Below are 15820 nucleotides of genomic sequence, written 5' to 3' on the forward strand. Positions count from 1 at the left end.
GACGGGAGCCGGGAGCGGAGCGCCATGAGCCTCATCGCCCGCTACATCCCGGCCTTTCCGCATTCGGCCCTCGCCGACTTCGCCGGCGAGACGCCCTGGGCGCTCGCCGCGGCGGCGCCCGACATCGTCCGGCGCCTCCTCGATCGTCTCGGCGCGGATTACGCCGTTACTGACGCGGTCGCGGTCCATCGCAGCGCCCGGGTCGAGCCCGGCGCGGTGCTCAAGGCGCCCCTCGTCGTCGGTCCGTCCTGCTTCGTCGGCCACGGCGCGACCCTGCGGGGCGGCGCGTGGCTGGAGGAGGCCTGCACGATCGGGCCGGGATCGGAGCTGAAGGCCTCGTTCCTGTTCGCCGGCACGGCCTTGGCCCACTTCAACTTCGTCGGCGAGAGCGTGCTCGGCCGGGGCGTCAACCTCGAGGCCGGGGCGGTGATCGCCAACCACCGCAACGAATGGCCGGGCGCCACGGTGGCGTTCCGGCACGACGGCAGCGTGATCGAGACGGGATGCGCGAAGTTCGGCGCCCTCGTCGGCGACGGGGCGCGGCTCGGGGCCAATGCCGTCGTGGCGCCGGGCGCGATCCTGCCGCCCGGCACCGTGGTGGCCCGCCTCGGCCTCGTCGATCGCGGCGTTCGGCCCGGTCTCAGCTGAACTCGTAGACCGGCACCGGCTCGCCGATGCCCCGCAGGGTCCGGAGCTCGGATCGCGCCGCCACCCCGTTCTCGGCGAGATGGCGCGCGGCTTGCGCGTGGCGCAGGACCGATTCGGTGGCGAAGATGCCGCCGCCGGCCGCGAGCTGCTGCACCCGCGCCGCGACGTTCACGGTCTGGCCGAAATAGTCCTGGCGGTCGTTGAGGCTCACCGCGAGGCACGGCCCCTCGTGCAGCCCGATCTTGAGGACGAGGTCGTCGGCCCCGCGTTCCGCGTTCAGCCCCTGCATCGCCGCCCGCATGCGGAGCGCCGCCGCCACCGCCCCGTGCGGGCTCGGGAAGGTCGCCATCACGGCGTCGCCGATCGTCTTGACCACCGCCCCGCCCTCGGCGGCGACGACCGCGTGCAGCAGGCGGAAATGCGTCCGCACCAGGTCGTAGGCGACGAGGTCGCCGACCCGGGCGTAGAGCTCGGTCGAGCCCTTCAGGTCGGTGAACAGGAAGGTCAGGCTCAGGATCCGGAGCCGCTGGTCGATCGCGAGCGTGTCGGTGCGGTAGAGATCGCGGAAGGTCTGGTTGCTGAGGAGCCGCTTGGCGGTGAGGAAGGGCTGGCGCCCGCCGATCAGGGCCTCGAGGTCGGGACCGAGGCGGAACACCGTCGGCAGCACCCGCTTGCCGCTGCGGTTGTCGAGGGAGAGGCGCAAGGGCCCCGGGCGGAACGCGGCGCTGCCGGCGCTCGTGCGGGCCTCCTCGAAGACCACGGCGTGGTCCTGGCGCTCCCGCGTCGGCTCGCCCGCGACCGTGAGGCTGTGGGCGGCATGGGTGACGGGATCGACCACGATCAGCGGCTCGGCCCCGAGCTGCAAGGACAGGATCATCCGCTCGCCGGCCTTCAGCTCGACCGCCTCGACGAGGGCCCGCTGCGCCAGGGCGGCGAAGGCCTCGGGCTCCGGAAAGGCGACGCCGGAGCCGAAGAAGACCTGGCGCTGGTAGTCCCACAGCCCGAGCCCGTCGGGATCGTGGGCGGCGATGCGCCGGAACCGCGGGCTCACCGTGAAGGCGACCTCGACCGTGTCGTCGAGGACCGGCTCGCTGTCGAGGGCGCAGAAGGCGCAGTGATAGGTCTCCTGCACGCCGTGCAGGCTCGCCGGCGCCTCGAGCACGCCGCTGCAGCTCGGGCACAGTACGTTCCAGGCCATCTCGAGCAGGCCGAGCCGCGCGCCGTGCAGCAGCGCGGCGATGACAGGCTCCTCGTCGAGCCCGGTCTCGGCGGCGAGGCGCACGGCGTTGATCCGCGCCAGCTCCGCGTCCGATCCGTGCCGGAGCAGGTGCTCCACCGCCCGGGCCGCCGCGGGTTCGGCCGTCCGGTGGAAGGCCGCCAGGAGGGCGTCGCTCTCGTCCATCGGGCGAGCATAGGACCGGTCGGGGGAGGGGCGCAATCGCCCCCCCGACCGGGGTCCGTCAGCCCATCACCAGCCCGCCATCGACGGTCAGGACCTGGCCGGTGACGAAGCGGCTCTCGTCGCCGGCGAGGAACAGCACCGGCCCGGCCACGTCCTCCGGCGTCGCGAGGCGGCGCAGGGGCGTCTGGTCGATCAGCGCCTCGCGGACGTCCTCCGGCGTGTCCCGGCTCGCCTCCGTGCCGGCGACGAGGCCCGGCGCGACGCAGTTGACCCGGATTCCGACCGGCCCGAGCTCGGCCGCGAGGTTGCGGCTGAAGCCGACGAGCGCCGCCTTGGCGGTGGTGTAGTCGTGGTAGGGGATGCTCGGGCGCGCGACGAGATCGCTCGCGAGGTTGACGATGGCGCCGCCGCTGCGCCGGGTCAGCAGCGGCAGGTGCGCCCGGATCACCGTGTAGGCCGCCTTCACCGCCCCGTCGAACTGGCGCTGGTAGGCGTCCCACGGCAGGTCGCGGAAGCGGGTGCGGTGCTCGGGGTCGAAGCGATAGGGGGCGAAGGCGTTGTTGACGATCGCGTCGAGGCGGCCGACCTCCTCGGCGATCCGCCCGGCGAGGCCCGCCACCGCCTCCGGATCGGTCACGTCGGCGGCGACCGCGAGCGCCTCGCCGCCGAGCGCGCGGCAACGGTCGGCCACGGCCTGCGCGGCGGCGTGGTTGTCGCGGTAATTGACGACGACGAGGCCGCCCTCGGCGGCGACGGCCGTCGCGACCGCCGCGCCGATGCCGCGGCTGCCCCCGGTGACCAGGACGGCGCGGTCGCGGAACCTCACGGCGTGCCCTCCTTGGCCGGGAGCAGGTCGCTCCTCACCACCTTGTCCATGTCGAGGGGGCGGGAGACGAGGCCGAGCGTGCGGAACAGGTCGGCGCCCTTCTGCATGATCCCGGGCTCGAAATGGCCGAGACCCTCGCGCTCGGTGGCGGCCGAGACGCTCGACAGGTTGCGCAGGCGGATGACCTCGCGGTTGATCGCCTCGTCGCGGCCGTTGATCGCCCGGGTGACGGCGAGCCGCGCCGCCTCGTCGGGTTTCGCGATCATCCAGGCGGCGGAATCGCGGTAGGCGGCGAGGAAGCGCCTGAGCAGCGGCTTCCTCGCCTCGTAGTCCTTGCGCGTCACCACGAAGATGTCGCTCGGCAGGTTGAGATGGTCGCGCACGTCGATCACGTCGACCTCGCCGAGGCCCTTGGCGCGGCCGACGAGCAGGCCGGTATCGGTGGCCGCCGTCGCGTCGACCTGGCCCTGGATCAGGGGGGCGAAGTTGAGGAGGCCGGTGACCTCGACCGTCACGTCGCTCTCCTTCAGGCCGGCCGCGGCCAGCAGCAGCAGCAGGTGCTGGCGGGTGCCGCTCGCCAGGCTGTAGACGCCGACGCGCTTGCCCTTGAGATCGGCCACCGAGCGGATGCCGCGGTCCTTGGGCGAGACCACGTTGAACACGTTCTGCGGGTAGATGTCGTAGATCGCGACGAGATCGGCGCCCTTGTCGAGGGCGAGGTAGAACGAGGCCGGATCGGTGAAGGCGACGTCGGCCTGCCCGGCAAGGAGCGCCTGGATCGCCGAGCCGCCGCCGTTGCCCGGCACGTAGTCGAGGGCGATCCCGCGGGCCTTGAACAGCCCGTGGTCGGGCTCGGCGAGGAGGTTGGTGATCTCGCTGATCGGCTGGCTCCAGCCGGCGACGACGACCGTGTCGAGGACTGGCTTGCCGGGAGTTTGCGCCAGGGCCGGGGCGGCGAGCCAGGCGAGCGCGAGGGCGACGAGGAGGCGCAAGGCGGGCATGGGACGGGTCAACCTCTCGCGTAACGGCGCAGGATCAGGGCCTCGAGCCCCCGCGCGGCCTCGTAGACGGCCATGCCGAGGGCGGTGATGACGACGAAGAGCGCGACGATCAGGCTCGAATCCATCACGCTCTGGGCGGCGACGATCGAGGCGCCGAGGCCCTGGCGCCCGCCGACGAACTCGCCCACCACCGCGCCGACGAGGGCGAGCACGATCGCGACGCGGAACCCCGCCAGGATCACCGGCAGGGCGGAGGGCAGCTTCAGGCGAAGCAGGGTCTGGAGGCGGCCGGCCCCGAGCATCCGGAACAGCTCGCGCTGGCCGGGATCGACCTGGGTCACCCCGGTCAGGGTGGTCTCGAACAGCGGGAAGAAGCAGATCAGCGCGGTGACGACCACGGTCGGCGTCAGGCCGAAACCGAACCACAGGATCAGCAACGGGCCGAGCGCCAGCTTCGGCACCAGCTGGCTCGCCAGCACGTAGGGCCGCAGCACCCGGTGGAGCGCCGGCCACTCGGCGAGCAGGATGCCGGCGCCGAGGCCGAGGACCGTCCCGGCGAGGAGCCCCAGCGCCATCTCGGTCGCGGTGACCCGCAGGTGCGGCCAGAGCCGGCCCGACGCGATCTCGCCCCACAGCGTCTCGGCGACGGCGGAGGGGGCCGGCAGCACCAGCGGCGAGACGGCACCGGAGCGGCACCACGCCTCCCAGGCGGCGACGAGGCCCGCCAGCAGCAGGGCCGAGGCGAGGCGCGCCCTCACGCCGCCCGCCCGATCGGCGGCGATGGGGCGTCGGACGCCTCGTCCATGATCGCCCGCAAGGCCCGGCACGCCGCCCCGAAGGCGGGCTCGTAGCGGATGCCCGGGGGCCGGGGCCGCGGCAGCGGAACCGCGCCCTCGTGGACGAGGCGTCCGGCCGCCATCACCCCGACCCGGTCGCCGAGATAGACGGCCTCCGCGATGTCGTGGGTGACGAACAGGGCGGCGGTGCCGCGCGAGGCGCAGAGGCGCAGGAGGTCGTCCTGCAGCTCCTCGCGGGTCAGAGCGTCGAGGGCGGCGAAGGGCTCGTCGAGGAGCAGCAGGTCCGGGCGGCCGATGAGCGCACGGGCCATCGCGACCCGGCTGCGCTGGCCGCCCGACAGGGCGGCGGGCCGGCGGCCGGCGAGGGCGCCGAGACCCATCGCGGCGAGGAGGTCGCTGGCCTCGTCCCGGTCGGAGGCCTTGGGCCGGCGCTTGAGCGAGACCGGCAGCAGCACGTTGTCGAGGGCGGAGAGCCAGTCGAGGAGCGTCGGGGCCTGGAACACGAAGCCGACCCGGGGCGAGGGGCCGCGCAGGGGCACGCCGTCGATCCGGATCGCGCCGTCGTCCGGCGCCAGCAGCCCGGCGGCGAGCTTGAGCAACGTCGTCTTGCCGCAGCCGCTGCGGCCGAGGAGGCAGTGGATCGCCCCGCGGGGCAGCGACCAGTCGACCCCCGCGACGGTGTCGGCCGGATCGCCCGGGAAGCGGTAACGCACCCCCTCGAGGGTCAGGAACGGCTCAATCGGCATAGGGCGCGAAGCCTTCCGCGGCGGCTTCCGCGCTCGCCTCGATCTCCGTCACGGTGACGAGGTCGAGCAGGCTGAAGCGGCCGTCATGGTGCCAGCCGGCCTCCGGCGCGGTCATGCGGCCGATGGCCGAGATGCGGGTGACGCCGATCCCGGCGAGGTCGTCCGCGAGCGTCAGGAGGCGCTCGGGCGCCGCGGCGATCCCGGCGGTCTGCAGGTAGGCGCGATGGGGCGCGACCAGGGCCGGCACCTCGGCGAGGTCGTCGACCGCCACCACCGCGAGGCTGCGGTTGAGGCCGGACGGGCTCAGGGGCGCGGGGCCGTCGAGCAGGACGACGCTCCACGGATCGGCCGGATCGCCGAGGAGCGTCGCGCCTCCCGATCGTTCTTCCGTTTCCAGCGCCCGCATCTCGTGGCCGCTGCGCCAGGCGGCGATGGCCGAGGCTTCGCCGGCGTCGAGCCGCCGGCGCGGATGCCGGGTCGCGAGGGCGGCGAGTTCGTGGGCGAGGTGGCGGGCGAACTCGTCCGGCGCGACCGCGCCGCCGCGCTCGACGAACAGCATCTGCGGCGCGTAGCAGCCCTGCTGCTCGTAGCGCACGACGTCGTGGGCGGCGTGCCGCGCCAGCGGCCCGGCGCGGCGGCTGTCCAGGGCCTCGCGGGCGACCATCGCGAAGCCGATGCGGTGGCCGTGCGGCAGGAACCGGGTCGTCACCGGCACCCGGGCGCGGAGCGCCGCCAGGGTCTCGTTGCCGCCATAGGCCATGACGCAATCGGCCTGCCCGAGATACGCCGCCTCCGCCCCGCCCGCCCCGCCCTTCCACCAGGTGATCGCCAGGCAGGCGCCGAGCTCGGGATCGGCCTCGGCGATCAGGCCCGCGAACCAGCCCGCGGTCAGCGGCTCGGCCGAGGCGAGCTTGCCGACCGTGCCGGCCTTGACCAGCAGGCCCGACACGAGGCTCCACAGCGGCAGGGCCGGGACGTTGCCGGCCCAGACATGCAGCAGCAGGTCGGGCCCGCGCGCCCGCACCAGCCCGCCCTTCGCCGCCGGCTGGAAGCCGTCGAGCATTCCCGGGTTGGAGAAATCCTCCGCCAGGAAGCGCAGGAGCTGGGGCTTGCGGAACGTCTTGAGATAGCTCGTCAGGCCGAGCCGCACCGTCTCGCGGTCGTAGCCGGTGACCACCGGCAGCAGCGCCTCGGCCCTGCGCCGCAGGGGGTACCCGCGATCGAGCAGGCAGGCGCTCGCCCGGTCGATCGCCGCGACGATGCGGGCCGTCTCCATGCGCCGCAGGGTGTCGCGGGCGCGGGCGCGCACGTGCCCGCACAGGGCCGTCGCCTGATCCGCGGTCAGCTCCGGCAGCGCCACCGCGACGGTCTCGCCCCAGGCGCGATGCTCGACGATGCGGTAGCCGACCGCCCCGGACAGGAAGTCCGGCAGGTGGCCGGCCTGCTCGACCGCGCTCATCCCTGCGCGGCGGCCAGGAACTCGGCGACCGCGACCGAGCAGCCGCGCGAGGCCGAGCCCTCGACCCGTCCGAGCAGCCGGAAGCCGCCGGGCACGATCACCCCGGCATCCTCGGTGAGGATCGCCGAGACGGAGTTGAAGTGGGCGAGGTCGTGATGGACCAGCACGCCGGGCTCGCCCTCGGGCAGGTCGGCGCCGGTGAGCGGATCGACGACGCGGCTGCGGATCCAGTGCGGGCCGGACTTCACCGGCGGGCAGACCGCGTTGCCGTCGTCGTAGAACTGGGTGCTCAGCTCGGTCATGCCGTACATGTTGAGGCAGGATTCGCGCGGAACCCCGAACGCCTCCGACAGCCCGTCGTAGAACGCCTCCGGCTCGATCTCCCGCGACTGGCCCTTGAAGCCGCCGGTCTCGAAGAGAAAGCTGCCCGGCGGCAGGGCGAAGCGGCGGCCCTGCTCGCGCAACGCATCCAGCACCGGGACGAAGGCGTAGGTGGCGCCGAGCAGCGCATACGGCGCGCCCGACGCCTCGGCCTCCCCGAGGGCGGCGAGCAAGGCGGGCAGGTCGAGGCCGGCCGGGCCGACGAAGACCGCGCTGGCGGGCGTGCCGAACCGCTCAGCCGCCAGGGCGAGATAGTGCGCGAGGGAGGAATTCGGCAGCGCCGCCTCGTCCGGGAACAGGATCCCCATCCGGATCGCCTCGCGCCCGCGCATGATCCGGGCGGCGAAGCCCGCGAGCATCGAGGCGTCGTAGACCGCCAGCGTCGGGTGGTAGCTGCGCCCGCGCCCGCTCCCGGTCGTGCCGCTCGTCATGAACACCCGCACGGCCTCGTCCGGCGGGCGGCAGCTCAGGGTCAGGTCCTTGAACGCCTTGATCGGCACCGCCGGGATGTCGCGCCAGCGCCGCACCGTGAGCGGCGTGCGCCCGCGCTGTTGCGCGAACCGCCGGTAGGGCGCGTTGTGCTTGAACTGGTAGGCGAAGAGCCGCAGGGCCAGCGCCTCGAACTCGTCGTCGCCCGCCCCGTTCCGACCGATGAAGGCCAGGAGCGCGTCGACGATCTCCTCTTGCGACATGACGGCTACCTCGCGCCCGTCCTCGGGGCGACGGCCGTGCCGGCGCAGACCATGCGTGAAGTGACGGCGCGCTCGGCCTTCGAGCCCGTGCCGGTCCCGCATCCCTACGCCGGCATGACCCGGATCAGGTTCATAGGGTCACCGCGGCGCCCGGACGGACCCGGACCGGCGGAATCTCAGCCTCCTCGCGAGGCTCCCCTGGGAGCGGTGGAGAGTGGGGGGCGCGGGGACGGGTGTCAAGTTGGGGAGACGGCCCGGCCTTTTCGGCAGAATGGTCGATCCTGCCGGAGGCGATCTGCCGGACGCGACTGCCCCGCCGAACCCCGACCCTTTCCACCGCCACCAGTTCCTCGAACATGGGCTTCGGATTTCGATGCATCTGTCGCCGCTAAACTGAAATGGTATCTTCAAATTTGTTACAAAATGCATTCTAATACGACGAAATTTGACAGGAAATTGCTGTTGATTTTGTGATAGCGACTAATTTTCTAAGATTATTGCTGGAACAAGATGCGCATCACGACCGATCGCGGAAATCTGACATGATCATTTGCTTGATCGCAATCTGGTCCGCCTGATAAGGGGACGAACAGCTCCGCAATGTCCGTTGCAGGCCTATGGATCTGCAGCATTCTTGTCGTGGCCGTTGCGGGATACGGAGGGAGAGTCTCGCGTTTCCGCCGCCGATCGCGGCCCGACTCTCGAAGAACCGGGAAACGCATCAGAAGAAAGGTTCGCGGTGGCTATACGGGAGCACCCGACACTCGGTGTCGTCTTGCTGTGTGATTTCAACGTCGGCTTCAAGGTGCCGGAAATGGTCAAGCGTCGGCCTTGCGTGGTCATCAGTCCAAAAATTGCATCGCGCCCTGGATTATGCACGGTCGTTGCATTGAGTACCGATCCGCCCGATCCCGTGATGCCCTATCACAGGCAGATCGATCTGCGGCCTCAGCTTCCGGAGCCGTGGGACAGCGATGGCGTATGGGTCAAGGGTGACATGGTGAATACCGTCGCGTTCCATCGTCTTGATTTTTTCCGGACCGGAAAAACGGCTGCCGGTAAGCGCTCATATCTCTATACTCCCCTGGATGGCGATACCATCAAGATCATCCGGGGCTGCGTCTTGAGAGCGATGGGCCTATCGGGGTTGACGAGACACCTGTGATGTCCCATATACCTCATCGTTAGCGGCTCTCGGCAACGATCCGCGTCTAAGACCCCGCGAGGGGCCGTCGCAGCGCCGGGTGATACCAAGCCTATGCTGCGACGCAGATTTGACAGGCAGAGGTTCAAATCCCCTGAGCCTCGACCATAAGCGAGGATTCAGCTGAGCGGGAAGGCGTTCGGCGGAGATCGAGGGGGCCTTCGCGGCCCCCTTGCCCGTCCTGCCTTCCGCTTCCCCGGTCCTGAACGGCGACGTGATCGGCCGGGGCGGATCGCGATCCTCACGCCCGCACCAACCCCTCGGCGAGCCGCCGGAAGGCATCGAGCGCCTTGGCCAGCACCGCTTCCGGCTCGTCCGAGGCCGCGACCCACAGGGCGGCGTGGAGCGAGGCGCCGTTGAGCAGCCGGGCCGCCGCCTCCGGGTCGACCGGCGGGATCGCGCCGTCCGCGACCAGGGCGCGGATGCGGCGGGTGGTCTCGGCGAGGCAGGCGTTCTGGGTCGGCCAGCGCGACGGATCGCCGAGCACCGCCGGCCCGTCGAGGAGCAGGATGCGCTGGATCTCCGGCTCCAGCGCCATCTCGAGATAGGCGCGGTACTCGTCGAGGAGCCCGCGCCACGGGGTCTCCGCCCGCTCGCCGACGACCGCGAGACGTGCCGCCATCTCCCCGTCGATCTGCGCGATGACCGCCTGGAGCAGCCCCTTCTTGTCGCCGAAATGGTGATAGAGCGCGCCGCGCGTCAGCCCGGCCCCGGCGGTGAGTTCGTCCATCGAGGCGTCCGCGAAGCCCGTCTCGGCGAAGGCCTGCCGGGCGGCCCGAACGAGCTTGGCCTTCGTCTCCTCCATCATCTGCGCGCGTCGTCCGGCCACCGCACATCCCCTCTTTCGACATACGTCTCGTATGTGAATTGACATACGGAGCGTATGCATGTTCATTCGCATACGGCCCGTATATCAATCGGCGGGCCGGAGGAGCAATCGATGAGGCAGGCTGCCCCCACCCGCGACGCGATCGTCCCGCCCGGCCGTCAAGCGCTTTACGAGCGGCACCGCTACTCGGCGGCGATCCGCTCCGGCGACCTCCTGTTCGTCTCCGGCCAGGTCGGAAGCCGCGAGGACGGCTCGCCCGAGCCCGATTTCGAGGCCCAGGTCGCCCTGGCCTTCACCCGGCTCTCGGCGGTGCTGGCGGCGGCGGGCTGCACCTTCGACGACGTCGTCGACGTGACGACCTTCCACACCGATCCGGCGGCGCAGTTCGACGCGGTGATGCGGGTGCGCGACGGCGTGATCGGGGCGGCGCCCTACCCGAACTGGACCGCGGTCGGGGTCACCTGGCTCGCCGGGTTCGACTTCGAGATCAAGGCGATCGCGCGCATCCCGGCCGCCGCCTGATCCGGCGGCCCGGGGGCGGTCAGAGCCCTGCCGGCGAGTCCTCGGAGCGGCCGGCGCGGACCCGGACGTAGACGGCGAGGAGCGCCACCGGTACCCCGATCAGCGAGGTCAGGACGAAGAACAGGGGAAAGCCGGTCCGCTCGACGATGAAGCCGGAGAAGCCCGCGAGCACGCTGCCGGGAAAGGCGCAGAGCGAGGTCAGGAGCCCGAACTGGCTCGCTGCGTGCTCGGTCGCGGCGAGGCTCGACATGTAGGTGATGAGCACCACCGAGGCGAAGGCGTAGGCGAATCCGTCGATGCCGACGGTGACCGCGAAGGTCCAGAACGCCCGGCCGCCGTCGCCGCCATGCGCGGCGAGATAGGCGAGACTCAGATGCGAGGCCGAGGCCGCGACCGTGCCGACGAGGAGGCTCGGCAGCATGCCGATCCGCGGGATGAGCGATCCGGCGAGGAAGGTGCCGCCGAGCCCGATCCAGAAGCCGAACAGCTTGGTGACGGTGGCGATGTCGGTGTTGGAGAAGCCCTGGTGCTTGAACAGCGGCACCGCCATCGCGGTGGCGATGTAGCCCGGCATGCGGAAGCCCGCGACGAGCAGCAGGATCGCCGGCGCCATCGGGCCGAGCCGCCGCAGGAGGTCGCGGATCGGCGCCCACACCGTCTCGACGAGGCCGGCGCGCGGCGCGGGAGGCGCCCGGCCCCGGTCCAGGTCCGAGGGCGGCTCGGGGGCGAGGATCGCGGCGGCCATGCCGACCAGCATCAGGGCACCCATGGCCAGGTAGGCGCCGCGCCAGCCGATTCGGTCGGCCAGCAGCAGCGCGCCGGCGCCGGCCGCGAGGTTGCCGATCCGCCAGCCGATCTCCGTCCAGGACGACAGCACGGCCTGCTTCTCGGGCGGCCGCACGCTGGTGATGCGCCAGCCGTCGATGACGAGGTCGAGGGTCGCGCCGGCAAATCCCAGCGCTACCGAGAAGGCGATCGTCCAGGCGAGCCAGTGGGCCGGATCGCCGAAGGCGATGCCGCCGAGCATCGCCATGACGCCGGCTTGCGCCGCGACGATCCAGCCGCGGCGCCGGCCGAGCCGGCGCCCGAGCAGCGGCGGGTCGATGCGGTCGAGGAAAGGGGCCCAGAGGAACTTGAACTTGTAGGCCAGGGTCATCTCGCTCAGGAGCCCGATCGTGGCGAGCGAGATGCCGGCGTCGGAGAGCCACGCCGCCTGCGTCCCGTAGACGAGCAGGAACGGGATGCCGGAGGTGAAGCCGAGCCCCAGCGCCGGCGCGATCCGCCGATCGGTGAACAGGGCCGACCAGAACGGGGTCGGCGCGGTCGAGGGGGCGGCCGGTGCGGTCATGCTCGATCGGGCTCGCGGAAGACCGCCATTACGGCTCAGGTCGGGGCATCCTGCCACAACCGGCCCGCGGGACGGCCGTTCCGCGAACGAGGGAGGACGAAGCGGCGCTTCGAGGCCGTTTTGCCCGATATCGCCGCGGGACGGCGTCGGTCCCTCAGCGCCTCACCGCCTCCGCCTGCGGCAGCCCGGCGCCCGTCCGCGCGAACGGGTTGCCCGGCACCCGCGGGGCGAACCGGAACAAACCGGCGGGCGCGACCGCCTCCAGCTCGCCCGCCGCGAGGTCGCGGGCGATCACCACCACGAAGGACGCGGCGTCCGCGCCGGGCCGGCCGAAGGGGCGGGGCCGCGAGAACAGCGTGCCGACGCTCTCGACCAGGAGCGGGCGGTCGGATTCGGCGATCCCCACCAGGCCCTTGAGGCGCAGGAGCCGCTCGCCGAGCCGGCCGGCGAGGTTGTCGAGCCAGGCCGCCAGGTCGTCGTAGGGGAGGGGGACGTTCGGGCGGGCGAGCCAGACCGCGACGCGGGGATGCGCGCCGACGGGCTCCGGCGCGAGCAGCGCCGGGTCGAGGCCGGCGCCGGAGAGCGGCGCGAAGGCCGCCGCCACCGCGCCGCGGCGGTCGGGATCGGCCACCGTCTCGGCGAGGGGGTTGATCCCGGCGATCTCCGCCCGGGCCGCGCCGAGACGGTCGGGGGGCGCGGCGTCGAGCTTGGTGAGCGCGATGCGGTGGGCGGCGGCCCATTGCGCCGCGGCCTCCTCGAACCCGGCGGTCTCCGGCCCGCGCAGCGCATCGTAGGTCGCGACGACCGCGACCCGCATCGGAAACCCGGCGAGGCTCGCGAGCTGGCGCAGGACCGGCCCGGGCTTCGACAGGCCGCTCGTCTCGAGCACGATGCGCCGCAGCGGGCCCGAGGATTCCGGCCGCTCGGCGGCGAGCAGCGCCTCGACGGTGCGGGCGAGGTCGCTGGTCATCTGGCAGCAGACGCAGCCATTCGCCAGCATCGTCATGGGGACGTCGCCCCCGGTCTCGCGCAGGATCAGCCCGTCGAGACCGATCTCGCCGGCCTCGTTGACGATGACCGCCGTGTCGGCGGCCTCCGGCAGGGCGAGGTAGTCGCGCAGGAGCGTCGTTTTCCCCGAGCCGAGGAAGCCGGTGAGGACGACGAAGTCGAGGCTGTCGGTCACGGCGCCGCCCGGCCGGGCTCGGCGTACCGGGCCGGCACCGCCTCGTCCCAGGTCGCCTTGACGAGGGCGCGCACGTCGGCGAGCAGTTCGGCGGTGTCGTAGATCACCCCGTCCTTGATCGTGTACTTGAGGCCCCGGTGCCAGGTGGCGCCGTTCGTCGCCTCGTCGAGGCGCAGCGCCCCGGTGCCGTAGAGCAGCTTGAAGTCGGTGAGCGGGTTGTGATCGTGGACCAGGAGGTCGGCGCGCTTGCCGACCTCGACCGTGCCGATCTCGTCCTCGAGCCCGCACAGCGCCGCGCCCTGCGAGGTCGCGGCGCGCACCACCTCCAGCGGGTGGAAGCCCGCCTCCTGCAACAGCTCCAGCTCGCGGATGTAGCCGAAGCCGAAGATCTGGTAGATGAACCCCGAATCCGAGCCGGCGCAGACCCGGCCGCCGCGGTTCTTGTACTCGTTGATGAAGGCCATCCAGAGCCGGTAGTTCTCCTTCCACTCGATCTCGTTCTGGGTCGACCAGCGATACCAGTACGAGCCGTGGCCGCCGCGCTGCGGCGTGAAGTAGTCCCACATCGACTTCCAGGTATACTCCTTGTGCCAGTCGGCCTGGCGCGCCCGCATCAGGTCGCGGTTGGCGTCGTAGATCGTGAAGGTCGGCACGAAGGTGAAGCCGAGCTCCAGGAACCGCTCCAGGGTCTCGTTCCATTTCTTCGATCCGGGCTCGGCGCCCTGCCGGAACATCTGGCCGGAGACCGAGAAGCGGAAGTATTCATCGTTGTAGTCGTAATCGAGCGGGAAGTTCTGCACCACCCGGTCCTCGAACAGGGCCTCGGGCAGGCCGTAATAATGCTCGGCGCTGGTCAGCCCCCAGCCGGCGGTGGTGAGCGCGTTCATCCGCGTCACCGCCATCTGGGCGTGGTGGCAGCCGGATTTGAGCCCGAGCTTCGCGCACTCGTCGAGGGCTGCCTCCATGATGGCGGGCGGCGCGCCGAAGAACTTCACCCCGTCGGCGCCGCGCTCCTTGAGCTTGCGCAACCACACCCGCCCTTCCTCGGGGGTGTGGATCAGCTTCAGCATGTCGTTGACGGCGGGAAAGTAGCTGTAGGCGAGAAGCCGCGGTGCCGCGATCTCGTTGGCCGCCGCGCGCCTCTTCTGGTCGAGCATCCAGTCGAGGCCGTTGAACGAGCCCATCTCGCGCACCGTGGTGACGCCGTGGGCGAGCCAGAGCTTGTAGACGTACTCGACCGGCGGCACCCAGCCGTTGGCGGCGTGGTAGGCGACGCCGGCATGGGCGTGGCAATCGACGAAGCCGGGGGTCACCCACTTAGCCCGGCAATCGATCTCGTGGTCGCCGGGCGCCGGGCGGTTGGCGGTGTTCGCGAGGTTGCCGGTGACCTTCTTCAGCTGCACGATGCGGCCGTTCTCGACCACGATGTCGGTCGGGCCGATCGGCGGCGCGCCGGTGCCGTCGATGACGGTGGCGGCCCGTAGCACCAGGCGCTTGTGCGGCCCGATCCCGCGGTCGCGGGAGGTCGAGGGCACCAGGGGCGGCTGGCCGGCCTTGGCCCGCTCGGCGGCAAGTTCGTTGCCGGCGAGGATGGGGGCGTCGCTCATGGTGTCCTCCCGTTTTGTCGTTAGTTCTAGCGGGCGTAGCGGCGGCCGAGCAGCGCGGTGCCGAGCGCCGTCAGCGCCAGGGTCGCGCCGAGCAGGATGAAGGCCAAAGCCGCGCCGAACGGCCAGTTCGTGCTCTTCGAGAACTGGTCGTAGACGGCCGGCGCCATCATCTTGAACTGCGAGCCGCCGAGCAGCACCGCGGTCGCGTAGGTGTTCATGCACAGGATGAAGACGAGGACGCAGCCCGCCACCGTGCCGGGCAGCGCCAGCGGCCACACCACCCGGCGGAACACCGTGAAGGCGCTCGCGCCGAGATTCGCCGCCGCCTCCTCCACCGCCCGCGGGATGCTCTCGATCACCGAGGACAGGGTCAGGATCATGTAGGGCAGCACCACCGCGATCGTCCCGATGGCGACCGCGCCGGGCGTGTAGATCAGCTGCAGCGGCTCGGCGATCACGCCGAGGCCGCGAAGGCTCGCGTTGACGAGCCCGTCATTGCCGAGGAGCCCGAGCCAGCCCGCGGCCCGCACGACGTTGCCGACCAAGAGCGGGATCAGGGTGAGCACGGTGACGAGGCTCTTCCACCGGCTCTCCATCCGGGCGAGCCGATAGGCCGCCGGGAACCCCAGCGCCAGGGTCAGCGCCGTGCAGGTGAAGGCCATGAGGAGCGTCGTGCCCATCACGCCGCGGTAATACGGGTCGGCGACGGCATTGAGGTAGTTCTGCGCCGTCGTCGCCTCGATCATCAGCTGCGTCGCGCTGTACTGGTTGAGCGAGATGCGGGCGAGCAGCACCATCGGGCCGACGAGCAGCGCGGCGACGACGAGGAAGGCCGGCAGGATGAGGGCGAACACGGGCGGACCTTTGGATGGGGCTTTTCTGGTTGCAGGCGGATAGGGGCGGTTCCCACCTCCCACCGCATAGGGTCATCCCGGGATCGCGAAGCGGCCTCGGAACGAAAGGCTATCCAGGGAACTCTCGGACAAGAATGAGGCGCGGGATCCCCTCTCCCGAGCGGGAGAGGGGTAGGGGTGAGGGTGTGACGCTTCAGTGTGAAGCTCGAACCATCGTGCTGGCGGCTCAACGGTCGCGTCCGATGCGGAACCGTCGCCACCCTCACCCCCGGCCCCTCGCCCACACCTTGGAGCGATACCGGGCAAGCCCGGCATCGCCTG

15 protein-coding genes and 1 riboswitch are annotated in these 15820 nt (G+C 71.5%); of the genes, 3 read left to right on the forward strand and 12 right to left on the reverse strand.

Annotated features, from left to right (window positions below; translation table 11 throughout):
• Positions 1-24: 24 nt before the first annotated feature.
• Complete coding sequence (locus tag A5481_RS04810; protein WP_048437531.1) at positions 25-648, forward strand: LbetaH domain-containing protein; 624 nt, start codon at positions 25-27, stop codon at positions 646-648.
• On the opposite strand, the gene A5481_RS04815 is transcribed toward A5481_RS04810, so the two are convergent.
• From A5481_RS04815 to A5481_RS04845, 7 genes are read right to left on the reverse strand one after another with little or no spacing between them, the layout of a single operon-like run.
• Positions 641-2050, reverse strand: coding sequence for an adenylate/guanylate cyclase domain-containing protein (locus A5481_RS04815; protein WP_048437532.1), 1410 nt, complete (start codon positions 2048-2050; stop codon positions 641-643). The two genes, A5481_RS04810 and A5481_RS04815, sit on opposite strands and share 8 nt — an antisense overlap.
• A gap of 58 nt (positions 2051-2108) precedes the next feature.
• Positions 2109-2876, reverse strand: a complete 768-nt coding sequence (locus A5481_RS04820) for an SDR family oxidoreductase (protein WP_048437533.1) — start codon at positions 2874-2876, stop codon at positions 2109-2111.
• Positions 2873-3877 (reverse strand): ABC transporter substrate-binding protein, encoded by a 1005-nt coding sequence (locus A5481_RS04825; protein WP_048437534.1) that lies wholly within the window; start codon positions 3875-3877, stop codon positions 2873-2875. Before A5481_RS04825 ends, A5481_RS04820 begins: the two co-directional genes overlap by 4 nt.
• 8 nt (positions 3878-3885) lie before the next feature.
• Positions 3886-4635, reverse strand: a complete 750-nt coding sequence (locus tag A5481_RS04830) for an ABC transporter permease (protein WP_048437535.1) — start codon at positions 4633-4635, stop codon at positions 3886-3888.
• Positions 4632-5420: an ABC transporter ATP-binding protein gene (locus A5481_RS04835; protein ID WP_048437536.1), complete on the reverse strand. Its 789-nt coding sequence runs from the start codon at positions 5418-5420 to the stop codon at positions 4632-4634. The genes A5481_RS04830 and A5481_RS04835 overlap by 4 nt, the downstream gene beginning before the upstream one ends.
• Complete coding sequence (locus tag A5481_RS04840; RefSeq protein ID WP_064503800.1) at positions 5410-6879, reverse strand: acyl-CoA reductase; 1470 nt, start codon at positions 6877-6879, stop codon at positions 5410-5412. Before A5481_RS04840 ends, A5481_RS04835 begins: the two co-directional genes overlap by 11 nt.
• Positions 6876-7952 carry a LuxE/PaaK family acyltransferase gene (locus tag A5481_RS04845; protein ID WP_064503801.1) on the reverse strand — a complete coding sequence of 359 codons (1077 nt, stop codon included), beginning with the start codon at positions 7950-7952 and terminating at the stop codon, positions 6876-6878. The genes A5481_RS04840 and A5481_RS04845 overlap by 4 nt, the downstream gene beginning before the upstream one ends.
• 84 nt (positions 7953-8036) lie before the next feature.
• Positions 8037-8162: riboswitch (TPP riboswitch) on the reverse strand.
• Between the two features lie 424 nt (positions 8163-8586).
• On the opposite strand from A5481_RS04845, the gene A5481_RS32135 reads away from it, so the two are divergent.
• On the forward strand, positions 8587-9117 hold the full coding sequence (locus A5481_RS32135; RefSeq protein ID WP_245298621.1) for a type II toxin-antitoxin system PemK/MazF family toxin: 531 nt from the start codon (positions 8587-8589) through the stop codon (positions 9115-9117).
• Between the two features lie 280 nt (positions 9118-9397).
• On the opposite strand, the gene A5481_RS04850 is transcribed toward A5481_RS32135, so the two are convergent.
• Positions 9398-9961, reverse strand: coding sequence for a TetR/AcrR family transcriptional regulator (locus tag A5481_RS04850; RefSeq protein WP_064503823.1), 564 nt, complete (start codon positions 9959-9961; stop codon positions 9398-9400).
• A 135-nt stretch (positions 9962-10096) separates the two neighbouring features.
• Between A5481_RS04850 and A5481_RS04855 the strand changes: the two genes are divergently transcribed.
• Positions 10097-10507, forward strand: coding sequence for a RidA family protein (locus A5481_RS04855; protein WP_048436958.1), 411 nt, complete (start codon positions 10097-10099; stop codon positions 10505-10507).
• A gap of 19 nt (positions 10508-10526) precedes the next feature.
• Here the strand turns inward: A5481_RS04855 and A5481_RS04860 are convergent, their stop codons facing one another.
• From A5481_RS04860 to A5481_RS04875, 4 genes are all read right to left on the reverse strand, one after another.
• A complete protein-coding gene (locus A5481_RS04860; RefSeq protein ID WP_048436957.1) occupies positions 10527-11855 on the reverse strand; it encodes an AmpG family muropeptide MFS transporter in 1329 nt (442 codons plus the stop codon).
• Between the two features lie 154 nt (positions 11856-12009).
• Positions 12010-13038, reverse strand: coding sequence for a CobW family GTP-binding protein (locus tag A5481_RS04865; protein ID WP_048436956.1), 1029 nt, complete (start codon positions 13036-13038; stop codon positions 12010-12012).
• Entirely contained in the window at positions 13035-14645 is a 1611-nt protein-coding gene (locus A5481_RS04870) for an amidohydrolase family protein (protein ID WP_048436955.1), read from the reverse strand. Before A5481_RS04870 ends, A5481_RS04865 begins: the two co-directional genes overlap by 4 nt.
• A 26-nt stretch (positions 14646-14671) precedes the next feature.
• Positions 14672-15499, reverse strand: coding sequence for an ABC transporter permease (locus A5481_RS04875; protein ID WP_048436954.1), 828 nt, complete (start codon positions 15497-15499; stop codon positions 14672-14674).
• Positions 15500-15820 lie beyond the last annotated feature (321 nt).

It is taken from the genome of Methylobacterium platani (assembly GCF_001653715.1).
In the GTDB taxonomy this organism is placed as follows: domain Bacteria; phylum Pseudomonadota; class Alphaproteobacteria; order Rhizobiales; family Beijerinckiaceae; genus Methylobacterium; species Methylobacterium platani.

Coding starts and splice junctions, on each gene's coding strand:
- A5481_RS04870 (WP_048436955.1), bottom strand. CDS start 14,645: ATGAGCGACGCCCCCATCCTCGCCGGCAACGAACTTGCCGCCGAGCGG.
- A5481_RS04850 (WP_064503823.1), bottom strand. CDS start 9,961: ATGGAGGAGACGAAGGCCAAGCTCGTTCGGGCCGCCCGGCAGGCCTTC.
- A5481_RS04835 (WP_048437536.1), bottom strand. CDS start 5,420: ATGCCGATTGAGCCGTTCCTGACCCTCGAGGGGGTGCGTTACCGCTTC.
- A5481_RS04825 (WP_048437534.1), bottom strand. CDS start 3,877: ATGCCCGCCTTGCGCCTCCTCGTCGCCCTCGCGCTCGCCTGGCTCGCC.
- A5481_RS04840 (WP_064503800.1), bottom strand. CDS start 6,879: ATGAGCGCGGTCGAGCAGGCCGGCCACCTGCCGGACTTCCTGTCCGGG.
- A5481_RS04815 (WP_048437532.1), bottom strand. CDS start 2,050: ATGGACGAGAGCGACGCCCTCCTGGCGGCCTTCCACCGGACGGCCGAA.
- A5481_RS04845 (WP_064503801.1), bottom strand. CDS start 7,952: ATGTCGCAAGAGGAGATCGTCGACGCGCTCCTGGCCTTCATCGGTCGG.
- A5481_RS04810 (WP_048437531.1), top strand. CDS start 25: ATGAGCCTCATCGCCCGCTACATCCCGGCCTTTCCGCATTCGGCCCTC.
- A5481_RS04860 (WP_048436957.1), bottom strand. CDS start 11,855: ATGACCGCACCGGCCGCCCCCTCGACCGCGCCGACCCCGTTCTGGTCG.
- A5481_RS04855 (WP_048436958.1), top strand. CDS start 10,097: ATGAGGCAGGCTGCCCCCACCCGCGACGCGATCGTCCCGCCCGGCCGT.